The sequence below is a fragment of the Microbispora sp. ZYX-F-249 genome (genome assembly GCF_039649665.1).
GTDB classification, from domain to species: Bacteria; Actinomycetota; Actinomycetes; order Streptosporangiales; family Streptosporangiaceae; genus Microbispora; species Microbispora maris.
Genome location: NZ_JBDJAW010000014.1, coordinates 45,224 through 65,579, shown reverse-complemented (window position 1 = coordinate 65,579; position 20,356 = coordinate 45,224). Strand labels below are relative to the sequence as shown.

Sequence of the window (20,356 nt, the reverse complement as noted above, 5' to 3'; positions counted from 1 at the left end):
ATGGCACCGGTGGAGCTGATCAGGCCCAGAGTGGCCGTGTCGAGCTGCCTGCTCGGCGCTCCCGTGCGGTTCGACGGCGGTCACAGCCGTGACCGGTTCCTCACGGACGAACTGTCCGAGCACGTGGACTGGGTGCCGGTCTGCCCCGAGATCGAGATCGGCCTCGGCGCCCCGCGTCAGACGCTCCGTCTGGAGCGCTCCGCCGACGGCCCCCGGCTGGTGACCCGCCGGACGCGCGAGGACCTGACCGCCCCGATGACCGCCCTCGCCGCCGAGCGCGCGGCCGCTCTGGCGGACGTCGACGGGTACGTGTTCAAGTCGAGAAGCCCGAGTTGCGGGCTCCACGGGATCCCCGTGTACGCGGGAGAGAGCGGGCCGGCCGACCGGCGCGGCAGGGGGATCTTCGCCGCCGCGCTCGCCGCCGCCCGGCCGGAGCTGGCGGTCGAGGACGAGGGCCGGCTGCACGACGCCGTGCTGCGCGAGGCGTTCGTCGAGCGGATCTTCGCCTCGGCCCGCCTGCGGGCCCTGCTGGCCGGCGACTGGCGCCCCCGTGACCTGGTCGCCTTCCATGCCCGGCACAAGATGCAGATCCTCGCCCACTCGCCCGCGGCGTACCGGGAGATCGGGCGGCTCGTGGCGGCGGCGGGCGAGCGGGCCGGGACCGCGCCGGCCAGGGACGTGCTGGCGAGGGAGTACGAACGGGCGTTCCGGGCGGCCCTCGCCACCAGTGCCACGGTCGGGCGCCACGTCAACGTCCTGCACCACTGCCTCGGCATGATCGGCAGGGAGCTCGACCCGGTGCGCCGGGCCGACCTGGCCGAGGTGATCGCGTCGTACCGGGCCCGCAGGGTCGCCCTGACGGTGCCGCTCGCCCTGCTCCGGCACCACGCGAGGGGCGCGGGGGTCGGCTACGTCCGCGACCAGACCTACCTGTCCCCGTATCCCGACGCGCTGCGCCTGCGCAACCACGTCCCCGCATGAACGCGCCCCCCGGGGCAGGAGAAGACCCATGGGATCCACATCGACGAAGACGCTGCTGCGCACGTCCCTCGCCGTGACCGCCGCCGCGACGGTCGGCGGCCTGTCCACCGACGCGCGCTCCGGCTGGTACCGCCGGCTGCGCAAGCCCTCCTGGCAGCCGCCGCCGCAGACGTTCGGGCTGGTCTGGACGCCGTTGTACGCGGCGATCGCCTACGCGTCCGCCCGCGCGCTGTCCCGGGCCGACGACGGCTCCCGGCCGGCCCTGCGGCGGGCGCTCGCCGTGAACCTGGCGCTCAACACGGCCTGGCCGCCGCTGTTCTTCAAGGCGCGCAACCCCCGCCTCGCGCTCGCGGAGATCCTCGCGCTCAACGTGTCGAACGCGCTGCTGACCCGCCGCCTCCTGCGCGAGGACCGCACGGCCGGGCTCCTGCTGCTGCCGTACGCCGGGTGGACGGCCTTCGCCACCGCGCTCAACGCCGCCATCGCCCGGCGCAACCCGAAGGCCTGAGGGTCAGCCGATGGCGCGGCGGAAACGCTCGCCGAGTCCGGCCAGCCGTTCGACCGGCTCGTCGGCGAACACGAGCCACAGGTAGTGCGCCCCCGACGGGCCCCAGCCGTCCATGGGCGTGGCGGCGACCCCGCCCCGCTCGAACAGCAGCCGGGACAGCTCGGCGGGTGTGAGCTTGAGCGGGCGGGTGTCCACCAGGGCGGACCAGCCGCCGTGCGGCGGGACGACCGGATAACCGGCCAGTTCGCGGAAAGCGGCGTCGCGGCGGCCCGCCCACACCGCGGTGGCCGCCGCGGCCAGTTCCACCGGGTCGATGAGGTCTACGCGATCGAGGTGGCCGCGAACGGACAGGCGCCGCGGGCCCACCTGCCCGGAGCCGAGGAATGCCTGGTTCTCACGGGCGGCCGGATTACGGCCGGCCCCGCCGACGCGCGCGCGGCTGAGGCGTTCGCTCGCATCCGTTACCGACCGCTTGCCGGAAATCCACATTTCCTATTCCATCAGGAAATTCAACTGTGAATTGTTGTGTTAGCTCTCCGCTTTGTGATCTATATCACAATAAATTGTCTTTAGGCTGAGTTATGTTCGAACGGTGCGAAGGTGGGCTTGAGTCGTGAGGCCCTATTGAATCGCCTATAACAGGAGGTGGCACGTGCGTGAATCGCGCAGAATCGCCCTGGCTTCGTTCCTCGGCGCCGCGGCTGCCGCGACAGCACTGATCTCGCCCTCTGCGGCCTTGGCCGCCGGCCCCGCGCCGATCCCGCCGTCGGCCGACACCTCGGCGCTCAGTCCCCAGCAGCTCGAGCTCCTCCAGTCGGGCTCGCCGAAGACGATCGCGGTGGACCCGCGGACCGCCAAGGTGCTGTCGGTGACCGAAGGCGGCATGGTCACGCCGATGATCAGCCAGAACAACATCTGCAACTCCGGGGACTTCTGCTACTACTCCGGTCAGGTTCCATACGCGAACCAGGGGTTCTACGGCAGCGCGGGCACGAAGACCGGTAGCTGGCCCTATCGCTCCGCCTTCAACACCGGCAACTACACGGGCAGGGGCTGTTGGACCTACCAGGGAGCGTCGCCCTGCAGCGGTCCATGGAGCCCCAACACCTACATCACCTTCAGCGGCGCCCGCGTCACGGGCACCAGCGTCACCCTTTACTGAGCCGACCGGGCGGCCCATAATCGCGACCGGGTGAAATCGCCGGTCCTCTGCGGAACAAGAAGGGCGGGGAAGGCTGCCTTCCCCGCCCTTCGCTGCGTTCGCGTCGGCTTATCGGCCGTCGGAGTCATCGTGAGAATACGACCGGAATTCTCGGCAGGAGAATCACTCGTTTCCGGACACCGACCGCATCTCGCCGGTGCGCGGATCCAGATTCACCGTCTTCCGGCCCACCGTGGCGCTGTTCCCCTTCGACACCGACAGCACCCGCCCGGTGGCGGGATCCAGCGCCACGGTCTTCGGCGCGCCGGACCGCAGGAGTTCCCTCTCCTGACTGCCGAGCGCCGAGGTGTCCACGGACGGAGCCGGCGACGGGCCGGCAGCGCTGACGATGGACGCCGAAGCCAGGGCCGTTGCGACAGCAGTCGCACCGACGGCCGAAGCCAGAGCGAGACGTCGCGTTCTGGGCACGGACAACCTCCGAGGATCGCTGGGACGTATAGGGACGGACGTGCCGGGACGTACCCGCCGGCCGCGTGACCATAGCCTGACACGTCCGGACCGTGAGGGCCCGCGAGACCGGCGGTCCGGGCGGTCCGAGTGCCGTCACCGACGTGTCCGGGGCGGGCGGGCCGCCCGGGCGGGACCGAGACCCCCGTCAGGGGGCGTTCACTGGGCGGCGGCGTCGAATTCCCGGGGATGCTCGGCCTCGTCGGCCCGGTTCTCGAAGGCCGCGAGGATCGTGTCGAGGATCTCCCGGAACTGCCGCACCTGACCGGGGGTGAGGGGGTCGAACAGCACCCGCCGGACCTCTTCCACGTGGCCCGGCGCCGCCTTCACGATCGCGGCGAAGCCCTCGTCGGTGAGCTCGGCGACGGTCGTGCGCCGGTCCTCCGGCCGTTTGAGCCTCCGCACCCAGCCCTTCTCCTCCAGCCGGGAGACGGCGTGGGACAGGCGGCTGACCGAATACTGGAGCATGGCGGACAGCTCCGTCATCGTCATGGTCCGCCCGGGCGACTCGGAGAGGACCACCAGGATCATGTAGTAGGCGTGCGGCATGCTCGAGTCGCGCTGCAACTGCCGTTCGAGAGCCTCCTGGAGGAGCTGGCTCGTCCGCAGGTAGGCGCGCCAGGTGCGCTGCTCCTCCTCGTCGAGCCATCGGGTGCCGGGCATGGCGCCAAGACTACCGCCGTGAGCAGCTTGATCTTGGGGCGAAAGACCCTGGTTCGGTCGCCGCCGTTGGGAAAGTGTCATGGGCATGAACGCATACGGGAACATCGACGCCTACTGGCGGGCCGCGAACTATCTGTCCGTCGGCCAGATCTATCTGATGGACAACCCGCTGCTGACCGAGCCGCTCAAGCCCGAGCACGTCAAGCCGCGGCTGCTCGGCCACTGGGGGACGACCCCCGGGCTCAACTTCTGCTTCGCCCACCTCAACCGGATCATCCGGGCGCGGAGCCAGGACATGATCTACATCGCCGGCCCCGGCCACGGCGGCCCGGCGGCCGTCGCCCACGCGTGGCTCGAAGGCGCCTACACCGAGCGCTACCCTCACATCACCCGCGACGCCGAGGGCATGCGCCGGCTCTTCCGGCAGTTCTCCTTCCCCGGCGGCATCCCCAGCCATGTCGCCCCCGAGACTCCGGGCTCCATCCACGAGGGCGGCGAGCTCGGCTACGCCCTCTCCCACGCGTACGGCGCGGCGTTCGACAACCCCGGCCTGGTCGTGGCCTGCGTCGTCGGAGACGGCGAGGCCGAGACCGGCCCGCTCGCCACCGCATGGCACTCCAACAAGTTCCTCAACCGGGACACCGACGGGGTGGTCCTGCCGATCCTGCATCTCAACGGATACAAGATCGCCAACCCGACCGTGCTGGCCAGGATTCCCGAGGAGGAGCTGATCAAGCTCTTCGAGGGGTACGGCTACCGCCCGCACATCGTCTCCGGCCACGAACCGGCCGAGATGCACGAGCTGATGGCCGGCACCCTCGACACGGTCTTCGACCAGATGACCGACGGCGGCCCGCTGCCGATGATCATCCTGCGTACGCCGAAGGGCTGGACCGGGCCGCGCGAGGTCGACGGGCTCCCGGTCGAGGGCACCTGGCGGGCCCACCAGGTGCCGCTGACCGACGTACGGGACCGGTCGGACCGGCTGGCGGCCCTGGAGGAGTGGATGCGCTCCTACCGGCCGGAGGAGCTGTTCGACGCCGACGGACGGCCGGTCGAGACGATCACGCGGACCGTCCCGGACGGGCCGCTGCGGATGAGCGCCAGCCCGCACGCCAACGGCGGGGAACTGCTGCGCCCGCTGGTGCTGCCCGACTTCCGTGACTACGCGGTCGAGGTCAAGGCACCGGCGTCGGACTCCAGCGAGCCGACCCGCGTCCTCGGGGCGTTCCTGCGCGACGTCATCGCCGCCAACCCCTCGAACTTCCGGTTGCTCGGCCCGGACGAGACCGCCTCCAACCGCCTGTCGGCCGTCTTCGAGACGACCGGCAAGGAGTGGGAGGCCGCCCTGCTGCCGACCGACGAGAACCTCGGCCCCCGGGGCAGGGTCATGGAGGTGCTCAGCGAGCACCAGTGCCAGGGCTGGCTGGAGGGCTACCTGCTGACCGGCCGTCACGGGCTGTTCAACTGCTACGAGGCCTTCATCCACATCGTCGACGCGATGTTCAACCAGCACGCCAAGTGGCTGGAGTCCTCCCGCAAGATCCCCTGGCGGCGGCCGGTCGCCTCGCTGAACTACCTGCTGTCGTCCCATGTGTGGCGTCAGGACCACAACGGCTTCAGCCACCAGGACCCCGGCTTCCTCGACGTCGTCGTCAACAAGAAGGCCGAGGTCGTGCGCGTCTACCTGCCGCCGGACGCCAACACCCTGCTGTCGGTCGCCGACCACTGCCTGCGCTCGCGCGACTACGTCAACGTCGTCGTGGCGGGCAAGCAGCCCGTGCTCGACCTGATGAGCATGGACGAGGCGGTCGTCCACTGCACCCGCGGACTCGGCATCCTCGACTGGGCCTCCACCGACGAGGGCGCCGACCCCGACGTCGTGCTCGCCTGCGCCGGCGACGTGCCCACGCTGGAGACCCTGGCCGCCGCCGCACTGCTCCGCGAGCACCTGCCCGAGCTGCGGATCCGGGTGATCAACGTGGTCGACCTCATGCGGCTGCAGCCGGCCTCCGAGCACCCGCACGGCCTGCCCGACGCCGAGTTCGACGCGCTGTTCACCACGGACCGGCCGATCATCTTCAACTTCCACGGCTACCCGTGGCTGATCCACCGCCTGACCTACCGGCGCACGGGGCACGAGAACATCCACGTGCGCGGTTACAAGGAGGAGGGCACCACGACCACGCCGTTCGACATGGCGATGCTCAACGACATCGACCGCTTCCACCTGGTGATGGACGTGATCGACCGGGTGCCCGGCCTGGGCAGCAGCGCCGCCCACCTGCGCCAGCGCATGGCCGACGCCCGGCTGCGCGCCCGCGCCCACACCCGCGAGTACGGCGAGGACCCCGCCGAGATCCGCGACTGGACGTGGCCGTACTGACTCCCCGGACCCGGCGAATCCCGGTCCCTCTCGTCGGGAGGCCGGGACGCGGGCGGGCGGGCGCGGCGCATCCCCGCCATTCGGGGGCGGCGGCACCGGTAGCATCGGAGACGACCGGAGCCGCCGCCCCGCGTGCGCGCGGCCCCCGAGATCCGCGCATCGAACCTGTCCTAAGGAGCCACCGTGTCCGCCGCCCTTGAGATACGCATCACCCTCGCCGGAGCCGAGCGCGTGGTGGCGGCGGGTACGACGGCCGGGGAGGCGCTCGGCGCCGACGGCAGGTCGGTGATCGCCGCCCGGATCAACGGCGACCTGCGCGACCTGGCCGCCGAGGTCGCCGAGGGCGACGTGGTCGAGCCCGTCGCGATCGACAGCGCCGACGGCCGGGCCATCCTGCGCCACTCCACCGCGCACGTCATGGCCCAGGCCGTGCAGGAGATCTTCCCCGAGGCCAAGCTCGGCATCGGCCCGCCGGTCGAGAACGGCTTTTACTACGACTTCGACGTCCGCGAGCCGTTCACCCCCGACGACCTCAAGCGCATCGAGAAGCGCATGCGCGAGATCGTCAAGCAGGGACAGACCTTCCGCCGCCGCCCGGTCGGCGACGACGAGGCCCGCGAGGAGCTCGCGGCCGAGCCGTACAAGCTGGAGCTCATCGGGCTCAAGGGCGGCGCGGCCGAGGCGGCCGACGGCGCGAACGTCGAGGTGGGCGGTGGCCAGCTCACCATCTACGACAACCTCGACCCCAAGTCGGGCGAGCTGTGCTGGAAGGACCTGTGCCGGGGGCCCCACCTGCCGACCACCCGCGTCATCCCCGCCTTCAAGCTCATGCGGTCCGGCGGCGCCTACTGGCGGGGCAGCGAGAAGAACCCGCAGCTCCAGCGCATCTACGGCACCGCCTGGGAGTCCCGCGAGAAGCAGGACGAGTATCTCAAGTTCCTGGAGGAGGCCGAGAAGCGCGACCACCGCAAGCTCGGCGCCGAGCTCGACCTGTTCTCCTTCCCGGACGAGCTGGGCTCCGGCCTGCCGGTGTTCCACCCCAAGGGCGGCGTGATCCGCCGGGTGATGGAGGACTACTCGCGCCGCAGGCACGAGGAGGCGGGCTACTCCTTCGTCAACACCCCGCACATCACCAAGGAGAATCTGTACAAAATCTCCGGTCACCTCGACTGGTACGCCGACGGCATGTTCCCTCCGATGGAGCTGGAGGGCGCGCGCTACTACCTCAAGCCGATGAACTGCCCGATGCACAACCTGATCTTCAGGTCGCGCGGGCGGTCCTACCGTGAGCTGCCGCTGCGGCTGTTCGAGTTCGGCACCGTGTATCGGTATGAGAAGTCGGGCGTGGTGCACGGCCTCACCCGCGTACGCGGGCTGACCCAGGACGACGCGCACATCTACTGCACTCAGGAGCAGATGCGCGACGAACTCAAGTCGCTGCTGCGGTTCGTGCTCGACCTGCTGCGCGACTACGGCCTCGACGACTTCTACCTGGAGCTTTCCACGAAGGACCCGGAGAAGTACGTCGGCTCCGACGAGGTGTGGGAGCAAGCCACCGAGACCCTGCGGGAGGTCGCCGAGTCCGAGAACCTGAAGCTGGTTCTCGACCCCGGCGGCGCGGCCTTCTACGGCCCGAAGATCTCGGTGCAGGCGCGGGACGCCATCGGCCGCACCTGGCAGATGTCGACCATCCAGCTCGACTTCAACCTGCCCGAGCTGTTCGAGCTGGAATACCAGGCTGCGGACGGCACCAGGAAGCGGCCCGTCAAGATCCACCGGGCGCTGTTCGGGTCGATCGAGCGGTTCTTCGGCGTGCTGGTCGAGCACTACGCGGGCGCCTTCCCTCCGTGGCTGGCCCCCGTGCAGGTGGTCGGCATCCCGATCGCCGACGCCCACGTGCCCTACCTGCAGGACGTCGCCAAGCGGCTGCGTGAGCACGGCATCCGGGTCGAGGTCGACGAGAGCGACGACCGTATGCAGAAGAAGATCCGCAACGCGCAGAAGGCCAAGGTGCCGTACATGCTGCTGGCCGGCGACGACGACATCGCGGCGGGGGCGGTGTCCTTCCGCTACCGCAACGGCGAGCAGAAGAACGGCGTGCCGATCGACCAGGCGATCAACGAGATCGTCGACGCCGTCCGCCGCCGCATCCAGGTCTGACGGCCGGAAGACAGCAGATCGGGCGTCCCCTCCGGGGCGCCCGATTTGTCCAGGACCAAGTGAGCCACCTCGTCACCGTCCGCGTGACGACACCGTCAGGCGGGCTGCCACAGCTCGATCCGATTGCCCTCGGGATCGGTGACCCAGCCGAATCGACCGACGCCCTCCATGTCCTGCGTCTCCGCGGCCACGTCCGCGCCCTTGGCGCGAAGTTGCGCGAGCATCGCCTCCAGGTCGCGGACCCGGAAGTTGATCATGACCTGCTGGGTGCGGGACCCGAAGTAGCCGGTTTCGGACTCGAACGTCGCGAACACCGTGAACCCGGCATCCTGCCGCCATAAGCCGTTCTCATCGGCGTCCAGGCCGAGACAGTCGCGGTACCAGGCGCCCAGGGCCACCGGGTCGGCAGCCCGCATGAAATATCCGCCGATTCCAAGCACACGTTCCATGCCCGCCATCCTGCCAGGACAATGATCGCGCCGATCGGCGGTCGCGACGACTGGCAGGGTCGGTACGCGGGATGTCCCGACGCCGCGAGCTCTCCCGAGCGAGCGAACGGGCCGGATCAGGCGGCCGGGGCGTCCTCGGCGGGGGAGCCCTGACCGGGGAGGCGGACGTCGTCGACGGTCACGTTGACCTCGACCACGCGCATGCCGAGCATGCGGCTCACCGCCCGGGCGACGTTGACCTTGACCTCGGTGGCGACGTCCATCACCACATGGCCGTACACGATGACGATGGTCACGTCGACGGAGACCTGCTGATCCTGGATTTTCGCCTGCACGCCCTGCGTCGCCCGTTTGGTCCCCACGCCGATGCGGTCGCGCACGGATTCAAAGGCGCGCTCGAGGTCGCCCCCCAGGTCGGCGACGCCGGGGATCTCCAGGGCGGCCAGCGCGGCGACCTTCTCCACGACCTCGTCGGCGACCTTGATGCGGCCCTTGAGGACGTCCACCGCCGGAGCGTCGGGCCGGAGTGTCACCGCGAGCGGCTCGGGCTCCGCCGGGTCACCGGGGCCTGTCTCCGCGTACGCGTCGACCTGCTCTTCCATCCGCTCCTCGACGGCGGCGGCCTCGCTCATGTGACGGCTCCATAAGGGTGGGGGGCGTCCGGCAGGTGCATTCTGCCCGACGACCGGACGGGCCGTCCGGCGTCCGCGCATATCGGCATGGGCAACGGGCTCCCGCCGGCGGGAGCGTGTCTGCGCCGCTCCCGGTCAACCCGGCGGGCGGGCAGAGATCCCCGGGGTCATATGCTGCTGCCGTGCCGTCGCTGTGCCGTCGCCGTGCCGTCGTGCGGGCGGGAGCGGCGGCGACCAGGCACAGGGGACGGACCGGAGGGAAGCGCGACCGTGGATTCAGAGCCGATCGAGCAGGCCGGCGCCGGGGTTCCCGACAGTTTCCAGCGCCTGTGGACCCCGCACCGGATGGCCTACATCAAGGGCGAGAACAAGCCCAGCGGGTCAGGGGTGGACGACGGCTGCCCGTTCTGCGAGATCCCCAAGCTGTCCGACGAGGACGGGCTGATCGTGGCGCGGGGATCGGCCGTGTTCGCCGTGCTCAACCTCTACCCGTACAACTCGGGGCACCTCATGGTCTGCCCCTACCGCCACGTGTCGGACTACGCCGACCTCGACGGACCGGAGACGGCCGAGCTGGCCGAGTTCACCAAGCGCGCGACGCAGGCGCTGCGCAAGGCGAGCGGGGCGCAGGGCTTCAACGTCGGCATGAACCTGGGCGGCGTGGCGGGCGCGGGCATCGCCGCCCACCTCCACCAGCACGTCGTGCCCCGGTGGGGCGGCGACACCAACTTCATGCCGGTGGTCGGGCGCACCAAGGTGCTGCCGCAGCTGCTGCGCGACACCCGGGACCTGCTCGCCGACGCCTGGCCCGCCTCCTCCTGACCGGTCTGTGCGCCGCGCGAAGACCGGCCGGCGCCGCCAACCCCGGGCGGCGGCCGGTCAGGCCGCCGGGGCCGGCTCGCCGTGCTGCAGGGCGCGAACGCCCGCGCTGAGGACGAGCGGCACGGCCAGGGCGAGGGCCATGGACAGCACCGCGGCCCCCGAGTCGTTGACGAGCATGCCGACCAGCCCGCTGACGAGCGCGCCGAGCAGGCCCGCCCTCAGCATGGGCGCCCGTTCGAACGCGATCGGCAGGACCCCGGCGCTCGCCGCCCCCGGCCGCAGCAGCGCGAAGACGAGGAACGCGAACGCCGCGATCACCACGGGCATCAGGTTCGGGCTGAGCAACGTGGACAGCATCGCGCCGAGCTTGCGGGAGATCACCGGCAGGAACGTGCCGTCGGCCACCTGCCCCACGAAACGGCCGAGGTGGGTCTGGCTGGCCGGGGGACGCAGGTGGTCGAGATAGGCGATGGCCATCACCAGCACGCCGCCCGCGGCGCAGAAGGCGCCCAGCTTCACGATCGACACCCGCCTGCCCGCCACGATCAGCGCGGTGACCGCGATGCCCGGCACGAAGGCGATGACGCCGCCGAAGTCGCTGCCCACGCCCGGCCAGCCGTCGAGCAGCATCGCGAAGGCCCCGAGCGCGGCGACCAGGGCCACCGCGACGCCCTTGCGGCCGGCCCTGACCAGCCGGTCGGCGGCGGCCGTGGTGACGAGCAGCACGGCCGTGGCGAGCAGCGCGAAGGGGATGTTCCCCAGGCCGTAGTAGCGGGCGCCGACCACGCCCGTGTAGCCCATCAGGCTGTTGAGCTGCAGCGGGGTGCCGGTCAGCAGGTCGCACAGCAGCACGGCCGAGGTCACCGCGGCGATCACGGTCAGCGGCCCGAGCACGCCGCGCCGCCACGGCCCCGCGAGTGCCGTCACGGTGAGCGCCGCCGCGATCACCGCGATCGAGGCGAAGAGCGTCAGCGCCGGCTGTGCCGCACGGGCCCACGGCGTGAGGTTGACGAGGTAGGTCGAGACGGGGATCGCGGCGAGCGCCACGGCGGCGGCCCGTACGGCGGGCAGTCCGTCGCGGCGGCGCAGCAGCACGAACGCGATGACGTAGAAGAGCACCTGGAGCACGGCGAGCGTGGTGAAGAAGACGCCGGTCATGTCGCGGATCGTCTGACCGGCCACGTCGGCGGTGCGCAGGGCCGCGACGCGCTCGTCCGGGGTCGCGCCGGCCGCGTGGGTCTCGACCGGCACGCCGACGACGTTCGCGGGAGCGGCCACCCCGGCCCTCGCCAGGATCGTGGCGGTGAGATCGGGAAGGATGATCATGTCGTCCCGGTGCGTGGAGCGGGCGCCGAGTGTGCCCGCCGTCCCACCGTCGTGGAGCATCGCGACCCTGAGATGGGGGACCGAGCCGTGGTCGGAGAGCCCGGCGACCAGCACCGTCGCCGGTCCGAGCCGTGGCAGGAACGACCCGAGCCTCGCGTCGGCCGCCCGCGCCGCGGCCCGCCGCGCGGCGGCGGGCAGGAGTTCGGGCACGTCGGTCAGCCGGTCGCCGGAGACGTAGGGCGCGACGAGGTCGGGGATCTCCACGGCGACCACGTCGCCGCCCGGCCACTGCGTGACCTCGGCGGGCGAGGCGGCGTAGACGTCCACCCGGCCCTCGCGGTCGGCCAGCGCGAGCGCGGCTCCCGGGCCGACGGCCATCGTCGTGCGCCCGGCCGCGTGCAGGGCCTGCCCGAGCGTGCCCGCGTCGCGCTGCCCCCGCGCCTCCCACAGCCAGGAGAACTCGGGGATCGCCGCCCCCGCGCCGTCCGCCTCGGGCGTGGGCGCCATGCCGCACCCGCCGCCCACCGCCGACCGCACCCCGGCCGAGACCGTGAGCCAGGCGTCGTACGGGCAGGTGTCCTTGCGCACGGCCCGCACCGACAGCGAGCCGAGGGCCGAGTCGCCGGCGAGCCGCCAGAGGTTCGGCGTGTCGTCGGGGGTGACGTCGCTCCACATCAGCCCGGGGATCCCGACGAGCACCACCCGCTCCCCGGCCGCCGTCCCGCTCTCGCCCGGCCCGGCCGTGACTCCCGCGGACGCCGCCGGGGCGAGGGCCGTGACCGACACGCCGAACACGACGGCGACGAGCGCGCGCTGCACCCACGTGCCTCTCACCGGTGACCCCCAGCCCCGCACATGATCTTGGGAAAACTCGCGACCACGCTACCGGACCCGTTGACGCCCGCGCAGCCCGCACAATGAACGAATGAGGCTGGAGGACATGCGCAATCTGGGACCGAAGAGCGGGGAGTGGCTCGGGCGGGTGGGCATCGAGAACCCGGAGCGGCTCGCCGAGCTCGGCGCGGTGGAGGCCCACCGGCGGCTCAGGGACGCCGGCATCCCCGGACTGTCGCTGAACGCGCTGTGGGCCATGGAGGGCGCGCTCGAGGACCTCGACTGGCGGCTCATCCCCGCCGAGCGCAAGCGGGAGCTCCTGGCCGAGCTCGACGAGGGATGAACGACCTCCGGCCCGGGGTCAGCCCGCCCGGGTCGCCGGGCTCTCGTTGCCGAGGCGGTCGACGGTCGTGACGTAGTAGGCGCCGGAGCCGGCGGCGGCGTACGACGGGGCGCCGGAGGCCGGCACGACCGCCACCAGGTTGCGCGCGTCCGCCGTCGCGCAGGAGGCGTCCTTGTCCGCCACCCGGTAGACGCCGTACGCCTGCGCGCCCGGCTGGGGCTGCCAGGTCAAGGTCCCGCCGGAGGCCTTCACCGCGCGCGGGGCGACGGGCGGCGTGGCGCTCGCCCGGAGCACCGGCGGCAGCGCCGGGCGGGCGTAGTGGCTCTTCACGATACGGTCGAGCACGCCGAGCGGGTTCTTCGCCAGCTGCGCGGCGCTGAAGTAGACGTCGCCCGAGATCTCGGGATACTTGCGGTTCAGCGTGAGGTGGGCGGGCAGCTCGCCCGCCTTGGTCCAGGCGGGGGTGTCTGCGGCCCCGACCCGGTAGAGGGCCTGCCCGATGTAGAGGTCGACGGCGGTGCCCTTCACCGCGTCGGCCCACCACTTGGCGAGCACGGTGTAGTCGGCCGCGGCGAACCCGCGGGGCCAGTAGAGCTGGGGCATCACGTAGTCGACCGAGCCCGCCTTGATCCACGCCCTGGCGTCCGCGTAGATCGAGTCGTAGGCCGACATGCCCTTGGTGGCCGAGCCCGCCGGGTCCTCGGTCTTGTTGCGCCAGATGCCGAACGGGCTGATCCCGAAGACGGTGTGCGGTTTGGCCGAATGGACGGCCTGCGAGACCTCGGCGACGAGCTGGTTCACGTTGCGCCGCCGCCAGTCGGCCAGCGTCAGGCCCTTGCCGTACTTCTTGTACGCGGCCTGGTCGGCGAACCGCGTGCCCTGCCCGGGGTAGGGGTAGAAGTAGTCGTCGAAGTGGACGCCGTCGACGTCGTAGCGCTTGACGACGTCGGTCACGACCTTGGTCACCCAGCCGCGCACCTGCGGCAGGCCGGGGTTGTAGTACAGCTTGCCCTCGTGCCTGACGGTCCAGTCGGGGTGGAGCCGCGCCGGGTGCCCGGCGGGCAGCTTCGAGGAGGCGGAGTCGGCCGCCCGGTAGGGGTTGAACCACGCGTGGAACTGCAGGCCGCGCTTGTGGGCCTCGTCGACCAGGAACGGCAGCGGGTCCCAGCCGGGGTCCCGGCCCGCCGTGCCGGTGAGCCACTGGGACCACGGCTCCAGGGACGAGCGGTAGATCGCGTCCGAGGCGGGCCGGACCTGGAAGAACACCGAGTTCAGACGCCGTTTTACGGCGTTGTCGAGGATTTTTACGTATTCGGCCTTCTGCCGGTCGGGCGGCAGTCCCGGCTTCGACGGCCAATCGAGATTGTGCACGGTCGCGATCCAGACGCCGCGCAGCTGGCGCTTGGGATATTTCACGTTGACGGCGCAGGTGTCGGCCGCCGTGAGCGTCTCCGCCCTGACCTGCTGCCGCTGCGCCTTCGGGGCCGCCGTGCGGCCGGCCTTCCCGGCGGCGACCTTCTCGGCCTGGGCGCCGGGGCCGAAGGTGTAGGCGGCTCCGACCGCGACTGCCGCGATGACGGTGGTCGCGATCAACGGACGGATGACCTGTCCCCGCTCGGTCACGTGGCTACCCCTCCGATTTGCCAGTAAGTCCGGCCATAAGTCTTACACCGGCAAAAGAATGGTTTAGCCAGAAAAACGAAATGAACTTGTGATGCGTGTGTGACGCGGGGCACCTATCGGGGCTCCCCGGACGGCGCGAAAACGAAACCCGGCCCTTCGAAAAGGGCCGGGTGAGCTGCGCGGACGCGGCGGGACCCCGGCGGCGGGGAGGCGGGCCGCCGGGGTCCCGGCCGGGCAGCGTCTGTCGGGCACTCCCTACTGCTCGCCCGCCGCGGCCACCTTGCCGGCCAGGTGCGCGGGCAGGGGCTCGTACCGCAGGAAGGTACGGGTGAACGTGCCCGCCCCGTGGGACAGCGAGCGCAGGTCGATCGCGTACCGCGTGATCTCCAGTTGCGGCACCTCGGCGCGCACCAGCGTGCGGCCGGTGCCGACCGGTTCGGTGCCGAGCACCCTGCCACGGCGGGAGGACAGGTCGGACATCACGGCTCCGACGTAGTCGTCCGCGACGAGGACGGCCACCTCGTCCACCGGTTCGAGCAGGTGCGTCGCCACCTTGGACGCGGCGTCCTTGAGCGCGAGCTGACCGGCGATCTGGAAGGCCATGTCGGACGAGTCGACCGAGTGGGCCTTGCCGTCGTAGAGCGTGACGCGGACGTCGACCATCGGATAGCCGGCGACGACCCCGCGTTCCATCTGCGCCCGCACGCCCTTCTCCACGGACGGGATGAACTGCCTCGGGACGACCCCGCCCACGATCTTGTCGACGAACTCGAACCCGCCGCCCGACGGCAGCGGCTCGACCTCGATGTGGCAGATCGCGTACTGGCCGTGGCCGCCGGTCTGCTTGACGTTGCGCCCCAGGCCCTGCGCCTTGCCGGCGAAGGTCTCCCGCAGCGGCACCCGCAGGTCGATCTTCTCGACCTCGACCCCGTGCCGCTTGGCCAGGCGGTCGAGCAGGACGTCGGCGTGCGCCTCGCCCATGCACCACAGCACGAGCTGGCGGGTCTCGGCGTTGTTCTCCAGCCGCAGGGTCGGGTCCTCCGCGACCAGGCGGCTCAGGGCCTGGCTGAGCTTGTCCTCGTCGGCCTTCGACCTGGCGCTGATCGCCACCGGCAGGAGCGGTTCCGGCATGGTCCACGCCTCGACCAGCAGCGGGTCGTCCTTGTCGGAGAGCGTGTCGCCCGTCTCGGTCCGCGACAGCTTGGCGACCGCGCAGATGTCCCCGGCGACGCACTTGCCCATGGTCCGCTGGACCTTGCCCAACGGCGACGACAGCGTGCCCACCCGTTCGTCGACGTCGTGGTCCTCGTGTCCCCGTTCCGCCAGGCCGTGGCCGGAGACGTGCACCGTCATGTCCGGCCGCAGGGTGCCGGAGAAGACCCGGACCAGGCTGATCCGCCCGACGTAGGGGTCGCTCGTGGTCTTCACGACCTCGGCCACGAGCGGGCCGTCCGGGTCGGCGGTGATCTCCCTGCACGGCTTGCCGTCGATCCCGGTGATCTTCGGCAGCGGGTGCTCCAGGGGCGACGGGAAGCCCTGGGTGACGATCTCCAGGAGCTCCAGCATGCCGACCCCGGGAGCCGTCGCGAGGACCGGGTAGAAGCCGGCCCGGGCGACCGCCTTCTCCAGGTCGTCGATCAGCACCTTGGTGTCGATCGTCTCGCCGGAGAGATAGCGGTCCATGAGGGTCTCGTCCTCGCTCTCCTGGATGATCCCCTCGATGAGGTCGCCGCGGTACTGCTCGATGAGCGCGAGCTGGTCGGCGTCCGGCTCCCGCTCGGTCCGGCGGCCGCCGCCGTAGTCGAACAGCCGCTGCGAGAGCAGCCCGAGCAGCCCGGTGCCGTCCACCGGCAGATAGAGCGGCGCGACGCCGTCGCCGAACGCGTCCTGGCAGGTGGCGAGGACCTCGTCGAAGTTGGCGCGCTGATGGTCGATCTTGGTGATGACCACGGCGCGGGGCATCCCGACGAGCGCGCACTCCTCCCAGAGCATGCGCGTCAGCCCGTCCACGCCGTCGGCGGCCGAGACGACGAACAGCGCCGCGTCGGCCGCGCGCAGCCCGGCCCGCAGGTCGCCGACGAAGTCGGCGTACCCGGGGGTGTCCAGGAAGTTGATTTTGATGCCGTTGTAGACGACGGGAGCGACCGACAGGTTCACCGAGCGCTGCTGGCGCACCTCCACCTCGTCGAAGTCGCTGACCGTGGTGCCGTCCTCGACCCGGCCGGAACGCTGGATGGTGCCCGTCTCCGCGAGCAGCGCCTCGACCAGTGTGGTCTTCCCGGCCCCGGAATGGCCGACCAGCACGACATTGCGCACCATGTCCGGCCGATCGGCCGCGGGTGCCCTGCCCGCGGCCCCTGTTGTCGCGCCGGTTGATCTTTCGGCCACATCGCCTCCCGAATCTCGGAGCGGTCGGGATGGGCGCGTGGCACGCACCCCGCGCCGGCCGCTCGTGCCGTCGCTTTCCGCGCCCGGGGGCCCGCCCTTCTCCGAAACCGCACGAAGATCTCCGTGACACCTCCGCGCGGCCCTGCGGGCGCGTGCTCTTCACCCTTTACCCATGTGGCGCATATCACAAGACTTTTCGGCCAATGTGCTTGCGAGGTGCGACAGCCCTGGATGGCCTACGATCGGACGGCGATGTTGAACATCCTGCGCCCCGCCGTCACCCGAGTCATGACCCCCCTGGGGCGAGCCCTCGCCCGATGGGGGATCTCGCCCGACGTGATCACGACGATCGGTACGCTCGGAGTGGTGGCCTCGGCCCTCGTCTTCTACCCGCCCGGGCATCTGTTCGCGGGAACGCTCGTCATCACGTTCTTCGTGCTCGCCGACCTCCTGGACGGCGTGCTGGCCCGCATGACGGGCAAGGGGAGCACGTGGGGCGCCTTCCTCGACTCCACGCTCGACCGTCTCGGCGACGCCTCGATCTTCTCGGGGCTGATCCTCTACTTCGTCCTCAAGGACGAGCCCGAGATCGTCCTCGCGGCAGTCGCGCTCTTCTGCCTCGTCGCGGGAGCATTGGTCTCCTACGCCAAGGCCAGGGCCGAGGGTCTCGGCATGACCGCGAACGTCGGCATCGCCGAACGGGGGGAGCGTCTCGTGGTCGTGCTCGTCGCGGCCGGGCTTTCCGGCCTCGGCGTGCCGTACGTCCTGGCGGCCGGGCTCTGGCTGCTCGCCGCCGCCAGCGCCGTCACGGTGGTCCAGCGGATGGTGCACGTCTACAGACAGGCGGTGGTCGAATGAAGGGCACGGCCGGCCCACCCCGGGGGCGGTCCGGAAGACCCGGTGCGGCGCCGGACGGCCCGTCCCCCGCACGGCCCGCGCGCCCCGGCGCGGCGCCGCTCGCCGACCGGCTGGTCGCGGCCGCCTACACCGCCGGCTGGGCCGTGGTCCGCTACGTGCCGGGACGGCTGGCCGCCTGGTTCTTCCGGGTCCTCGCCGACTGGTTGTGGCACAGGCGGGGCAAGTCCGTACGCCGCCTGGAGGCCAATCTGGCCCGCGTCGTCGGCGGCGACCCCGGCGATCCGGCCGTGCGCGACCTGAGCCGGGCCGGGATGCGCTCCTACTTCCGGTACTGGATGGAGTCGTTCCGCTTCACCGCCTACACCCGCGAGCGCATCCTCGACGGCACCCGGACCACCGGGGGCGAGCACATCTTCGACAACCTCGCCCGGGGCAGGGGAGTGGTGGTCGCGCTGCCCCACATGGGCAACTACGACCTGGCCGGGGCCTGGCTGGTGCACATGGGCCACCCCTTCACCACCGTCGCCGAGCGGCTGAAGCCGGAGTCGCTGTTCGAGCGCTTCGTGGCCTACCGCGAGCGGCTCGGCATGGAGGTGCTGCCGCTGACGGCCAAGGGCGGCGGCAGCGCGATGGCGTTCGGCACGCTGGCCAAGCGGCTGCGCGCGGGCAGGCCGGTGTGCCTGCCCGCCGAGCGCGACCTGACCGCCTCCGGCGTCGAGGTCGAGTTCTTCGGCGCCAGGACGCGCATGGTCGCCGGGCCCGCGCTGCTGGCGATCCAGACGGGCGCCGCGCTGCTGCCCGCCGTGCTGTGGTTCGAGGGGAACGGCTGGGGCATCCGGATCCACGAGGAGATCCCCGTGCCGTCCGAGGGGACGCGGCAGGAGAAGGTCGGGGTGATGACCCAGGCCGTTGCGGCGGTGTTCGAGAAGGGCATCGCCGAGCACCCGGAGGACTGGCACATGCTCCAGCGCCTGTGGCTCGACGACCTGGAGCCGCGCGCCGGGGCCGGGTCGTGAACGTCGGCATCGTCTGCCCGTACACCTGGGAGGTCCCCGGGGGCGTGCAGGCGCACATCAGGGACCTCGCCGAGGCGCTCATCGAGGACGGGCACAAGGTGTCGGTCATCGCCCCCGCCGCCGACGACGCCGAGCTGCCGCCGTACGTGACCCCGGCGGGCCGCGCGGTGCCCGTGCCGTACAACGGGTCGGTCGCCCGCCTGGCGTTCGGCTTCCTGTCGGCGAACCGGGTGCGCAAGTGGATCAGGGAGGGCGGGTTCGACGTGCTGCACGTGCACGAGCCCGCCGTGCCGTCACTCGGCGTGCTGGCCTGCTGGGTGGCCCGCGGACCGATCGTGGCGACGTTTCACGCCTCCTACGAGAGGTCGCGGGCGATGTCCGTGGCCGCGCCGATGCTGCAGAGCGCGCTGGAGAAGATCACGGGCAGGATCGCGGTCTCCGACGCCGCCCGCAAGACGCTGGTGGAACACCTCGGCGGCGACGCGGTGCTGATCCCGAACGGGGTCACGGTGCGCAGGTACGCCGAGGGCGAGCCGCTGCCGGGCTGGGGCCCGGACGGCGGCGTGATCGGCTTCCTCGGGCGGATGGACGAGCCGCGCAAGGGCCTGGCCGTGCTGCTGGAGGCGTTCGCGCTGCTCGCGCCCGAACGGCCGGGGCTGCGGCTGCTGATCGCCGGGCCCGGCGACCCCGACGACGTGCTCGACCGGGTGCCGGCGCCGTACCGGGACAGGGTCGGGCTGCTCGGCATGGTCAGCGAGGCCGACAAGGTGCGCGCCTACCACTCCGTGGACGTCTTCTGCGCGCCCAACCTCGGCGGCGAGAGCTTCGGCATCGTGCTCACCGAGGCCATGTCGGCGGGGGCGCCGATCCTCGCCAGCGACATCCCGGCCTTCCGGCGCGTGCTGGGCGACGGCCAGGCCGGGGCGCTGTTCACGACCGGGGACCCGGCCGCCCTGGCACAGGAGGCCGCCCGGCTGCTCGACGACCCCGGGCGCCGCGCGAAGCTCTCCGACGAGGCCCGCCAGGCCGTGTGGAAGTACGACTGGTCGACGGTCGCGCGCGAGGTCGTGCGCGTCTACGAGACCGTCACGCACGCCAGCGCCGGAGTCGTGGAGGACGCGCTGCCGTGACGACCACCGTCATCCTCGTGGCGGCCGTGGTCGTCGTGCTGTTCGCCGTCTACGTCTCCTGGCGGGCCGGGCGGCTCGACCGCCTCCACATCCGACTGGAGACCGCGCAGGCCGCGCTCGACGCCGCGCTGCTGCGCCGCGCCGCGGTCTGCCTGGAGCTCGCCGGCTCGCGCATCCTCGACCCCGCCACCTCGCTGGTGCTCGCCGCGGCCGCCCACGAGGCGCGTACGGCGGGGCCGGACGAGCGCGAGCACGCCGAGAGCGACCTGTCGAGGACGCTGCGGGCGGTGGTCGACCAGGAGCGGTTCAGGGAGAAGCTGGCCGAGCATCCCGCGGGGACGGCGCTGCTGGAGGAGTTGGACACGGCGGTCGCCAAGGTCGTCTACTCGCGCCGGTTCTACAACAACGCCGCCGGCGTCACGCGTACGGCGCAGCGGCGCTGGCTGGCCCGCACGCTGCGCCTGGCCGGGCACACCGACCCGCCCCGGTACTTCGACATCGACGACGAACCGCCCGAAGCCCTCGCTACTGGATAGTCACTTTTTGTCGGGCATTTCGGGCCGATCCC

General features: G+C 71.6%; 19 protein-coding genes. 11 read left to right on the top strand and 8 right to left on the bottom strand.

Annotated features, from left to right (window positions below; genetic code table 11):
• Nucleotides 1–981 carry a YbgA family protein gene (locus tag AAH991_RS18410; RefSeq protein WP_346227075.1) on the top strand — a complete coding sequence of 327 codons (981 nt, stop codon included), beginning with the start codon at nucleotides 1–3 and terminating at the stop codon, nucleotides 979–981.
• Between the two features lie 28 nt (nucleotides 982–1,009).
• Nucleotides 1,010–1,489: a TspO/MBR family protein gene (locus AAH991_RS18405; protein ID WP_346227074.1), complete on the top strand. Its 480-nt coding sequence runs from the start codon at nucleotides 1,010–1,012 to the stop codon at nucleotides 1,487–1,489.
• Nucleotides 1,490–1,492: 3 nt separating this feature from the next.
• On the opposite strand, the gene AAH991_RS18400 is transcribed toward AAH991_RS18405, so the two are convergent.
• Nucleotides 1,493–1,978, bottom strand: coding sequence for a pyridoxal phosphate-dependent aminotransferase family protein (locus tag AAH991_RS18400; RefSeq protein WP_346227073.1), 486 nt, complete (start codon nucleotides 1,976–1,978; stop codon nucleotides 1,493–1,495).
• A 163-nt stretch (nucleotides 1,979–2,141) separates the two neighbouring features.
• On the opposite strand from AAH991_RS18400, the gene AAH991_RS18395 reads away from it, so the two are divergent.
• Nucleotides 2,142–2,651 carry a hypothetical protein gene (locus tag AAH991_RS18395; protein ID WP_346227072.1) on the top strand — a complete coding sequence of 170 codons (510 nt, stop codon included), beginning with the start codon at nucleotides 2,142–2,144 and terminating at the stop codon, nucleotides 2,649–2,651.
• A 162-nt stretch (nucleotides 2,652–2,813) separates the two neighbouring features.
• Here AAH991_RS18395 and AAH991_RS18390 read toward each other — a convergent pair whose 3' ends face one another.
• Nucleotides 2,814–3,005, bottom strand: a complete 192-nt coding sequence (locus AAH991_RS18390) for a hypothetical protein (protein WP_346227071.1) — start codon at nucleotides 3,003–3,005, stop codon at nucleotides 2,814–2,816.
• A 312-nt stretch (nucleotides 3,006–3,317) separates the two neighbouring features.
• Nucleotides 3,318–3,821, bottom strand: a complete 504-nt coding sequence (locus tag AAH991_RS18385; RefSeq protein ID WP_346227070.1) for a MarR family winged helix-turn-helix transcriptional regulator — start codon at nucleotides 3,819–3,821, stop codon at nucleotides 3,318–3,320.
• A gap of 85 nt (nucleotides 3,822–3,906) precedes the next feature.
• Here AAH991_RS18385 and AAH991_RS18380 point away from each other — a divergent pair, with 85 nt between their 5' ends.
• Together AAH991_RS18380 and thrS are read left to right on the top strand one after the other, a co-directional pair.
• Nucleotides 3,907–6,207 (top strand): phosphoketolase family protein, encoded by a 2,301-nt coding sequence (locus AAH991_RS18380; protein ID WP_346227069.1) that lies wholly within the window; start codon nucleotides 3,907–3,909, stop codon nucleotides 6,205–6,207.
• Nucleotides 6,208–6,390: 183 nt separating this feature from the next.
• Nucleotides 6,391–8,367 (top strand): threonine--tRNA ligase, encoded by a 1,977-nt coding sequence (gene thrS, locus AAH991_RS18375; RefSeq protein WP_346227068.1) that lies wholly within the window; start codon nucleotides 6,391–6,393, stop codon nucleotides 8,365–8,367.
• Between the two features lie 95 nt (nucleotides 8,368–8,462).
• Here thrS and AAH991_RS18370 read toward each other — a convergent pair whose 3' ends face one another.
• The gene (locus AAH991_RS18370) at nucleotides 8,463–8,816 is read right to left on the bottom strand and encodes a VOC family protein (protein ID WP_346227067.1); all 354 of its coding nucleotides are present in this window, start codon (nucleotides 8,814–8,816) and stop codon (nucleotides 8,463–8,465) included.
• A gap of 116 nt (nucleotides 8,817–8,932) precedes the next feature.
• Nucleotides 8,933–9,448, bottom strand: coding sequence for an Asp23/Gls24 family envelope stress response protein (locus AAH991_RS18365; protein WP_346227066.1), 516 nt, complete (start codon nucleotides 9,446–9,448; stop codon nucleotides 8,933–8,935).
• 270 nt (nucleotides 9,449–9,718) lie between these two features.
• Here AAH991_RS18365 and AAH991_RS18360 point away from each other — a divergent pair, with 270 nt between their 5' ends.
• Complete coding sequence (locus AAH991_RS18360) at nucleotides 9,719–10,270, top strand: HIT family protein (protein WP_346227065.1); 552 nt, start codon at nucleotides 9,719–9,721, stop codon at nucleotides 10,268–10,270.
• A gap of 57 nt (nucleotides 10,271–10,327) precedes the next feature.
• Here the strand turns inward: AAH991_RS18360 and AAH991_RS18355 are convergent, their stop codons facing one another.
• Nucleotides 10,328–12,430 carry a hypothetical protein gene (locus AAH991_RS18355; RefSeq protein ID WP_346227064.1) on the bottom strand — a complete coding sequence of 701 codons (2,103 nt, stop codon included), beginning with the start codon at nucleotides 12,428–12,430 and terminating at the stop codon, nucleotides 10,328–10,330.
• Nucleotides 12,431–12,521: 91 nt separating this feature from the next.
• On the opposite strand from AAH991_RS18355, the gene AAH991_RS18350 reads away from it, so the two are divergent.
• Complete coding sequence (locus AAH991_RS18350; RefSeq protein ID WP_346227063.1) at nucleotides 12,522–12,773, top strand: TfoX/Sxy family protein; 252 nt, start codon at nucleotides 12,522–12,524, stop codon at nucleotides 12,771–12,773.
• Between the two features lie 18 nt (nucleotides 12,774–12,791).
• Here AAH991_RS18350 and AAH991_RS18345 read toward each other — a convergent pair whose 3' ends face one another.
• Both AAH991_RS18345 and AAH991_RS18340 read right to left on the bottom strand, forming a co-directional pair.
• Entirely contained in the window at nucleotides 12,792–14,396 is a 1,605-nt protein-coding gene (locus tag AAH991_RS18345) for a glycoside hydrolase family 10-like protein (RefSeq protein WP_346227062.1), read from the bottom strand.
• 255 nt (nucleotides 14,397–14,651) lie between these two features.
• A complete protein-coding gene (locus AAH991_RS18340) occupies nucleotides 14,652–16,784 on the bottom strand; it encodes an elongation factor G-like protein EF-G2 (protein WP_346227061.1) in 2,133 nt (710 codons plus the stop codon).
• A 252-nt stretch (nucleotides 16,785–17,036) separates the two neighbouring features.
• On the opposite strand from AAH991_RS18340, the gene pgsA reads away from it, so the two are divergent.
• Genes pgsA through AAH991_RS18320 form a run of 4 tightly spaced genes read left to right on the top strand, consistent with a single transcriptional unit; the run spans nucleotide 17,037 to nucleotide 20,324 of the window.
• Nucleotides 17,037–17,642 carry a phosphatidylinositol phosphate synthase gene (pgsA, locus tag AAH991_RS18335; protein ID WP_346227199.1) on the top strand — a complete coding sequence of 202 codons (606 nt, stop codon included), beginning with the start codon at nucleotides 17,037–17,039 and terminating at the stop codon, nucleotides 17,640–17,642.
• The gene (locus AAH991_RS18330; RefSeq protein WP_346227060.1) at nucleotides 17,639–18,658 is read left to right on the top strand and encodes a phosphatidylinositol mannoside acyltransferase; all 1,020 of its coding nucleotides are present in this window, start codon (nucleotides 17,639–17,641) and stop codon (nucleotides 18,656–18,658) included. Before pgsA ends, AAH991_RS18330 begins: the two co-directional genes overlap by 4 nt.
• Nucleotides 18,655–19,788, top strand: a complete 1,134-nt coding sequence (locus AAH991_RS18325) for a glycosyltransferase family 4 protein (RefSeq protein WP_346227059.1) — start codon at nucleotides 18,655–18,657, stop codon at nucleotides 19,786–19,788. Before AAH991_RS18330 ends, AAH991_RS18325 begins: the two co-directional genes overlap by 4 nt.
• A complete protein-coding gene (locus tag AAH991_RS18320; RefSeq protein ID WP_346227058.1) occupies nucleotides 19,785–20,324 on the top strand; it encodes a hypothetical protein in 540 nt (179 codons plus the stop codon). The genes AAH991_RS18325 and AAH991_RS18320 overlap by 4 nt, the downstream gene beginning before the upstream one ends.
• Nucleotides 20,325–20,356: the final 32 nt, after the last annotated feature.

Excerpts from the sequence above, each read along its gene's own strand:
- AAH991_RS18405 (WP_346227074.1), top strand. The coding sequence starts at position 1,010 with ATGGGATCCACATCGACGAAGACGCTGCTGCGCACGTCCCTCGCCGTG.
- AAH991_RS18365 (WP_346227066.1), bottom strand. The coding sequence starts at position 9,448 with ATGAGCGAGGCCGCCGCCGTCGAGGAGCGGATGGAAGAGCAGGTCGAC.
- pgsA (WP_346227199.1), top strand. The coding sequence starts at position 17,037 with ATGTTGAACATCCTGCGCCCCGCCGTCACCCGAGTCATGACCCCCCTG.
- AAH991_RS18385 (WP_346227070.1), bottom strand. The coding sequence starts at position 3,821 with ATGCCCGGCACCCGATGGCTCGACGAGGAGGAGCAGCGCACCTGGCGC.
- AAH991_RS18350 (WP_346227063.1), top strand. The coding sequence starts at position 12,522 with ATGAGGCTGGAGGACATGCGCAATCTGGGACCGAAGAGCGGGGAGTGG.
- AAH991_RS18330 (WP_346227060.1), top strand. The coding sequence starts at position 17,639 with ATGAAGGGCACGGCCGGCCCACCCCGGGGGCGGTCCGGAAGACCCGGT.
- AAH991_RS18380 (WP_346227069.1), top strand. The coding sequence starts at position 3,907 with ATGAACGCATACGGGAACATCGACGCCTACTGGCGGGCCGCGAACTAT.
- AAH991_RS18370 (WP_346227067.1), bottom strand. The coding sequence starts at position 8,816 with ATGGAACGTGTGCTTGGAATCGGCGGATATTTCATGCGGGCTGCCGAC.
- AAH991_RS18400 (WP_346227073.1), bottom strand. The coding sequence starts at position 1,978 with ATGTGGATTTCCGGCAAGCGGTCGGTAACGGATGCGAGCGAACGCCTC.
- AAH991_RS18410 (WP_346227075.1), top strand. The coding sequence starts at position 1 with ATGGCACCGGTGGAGCTGATCAGGCCCAGAGTGGCCGTGTCGAGCTGC.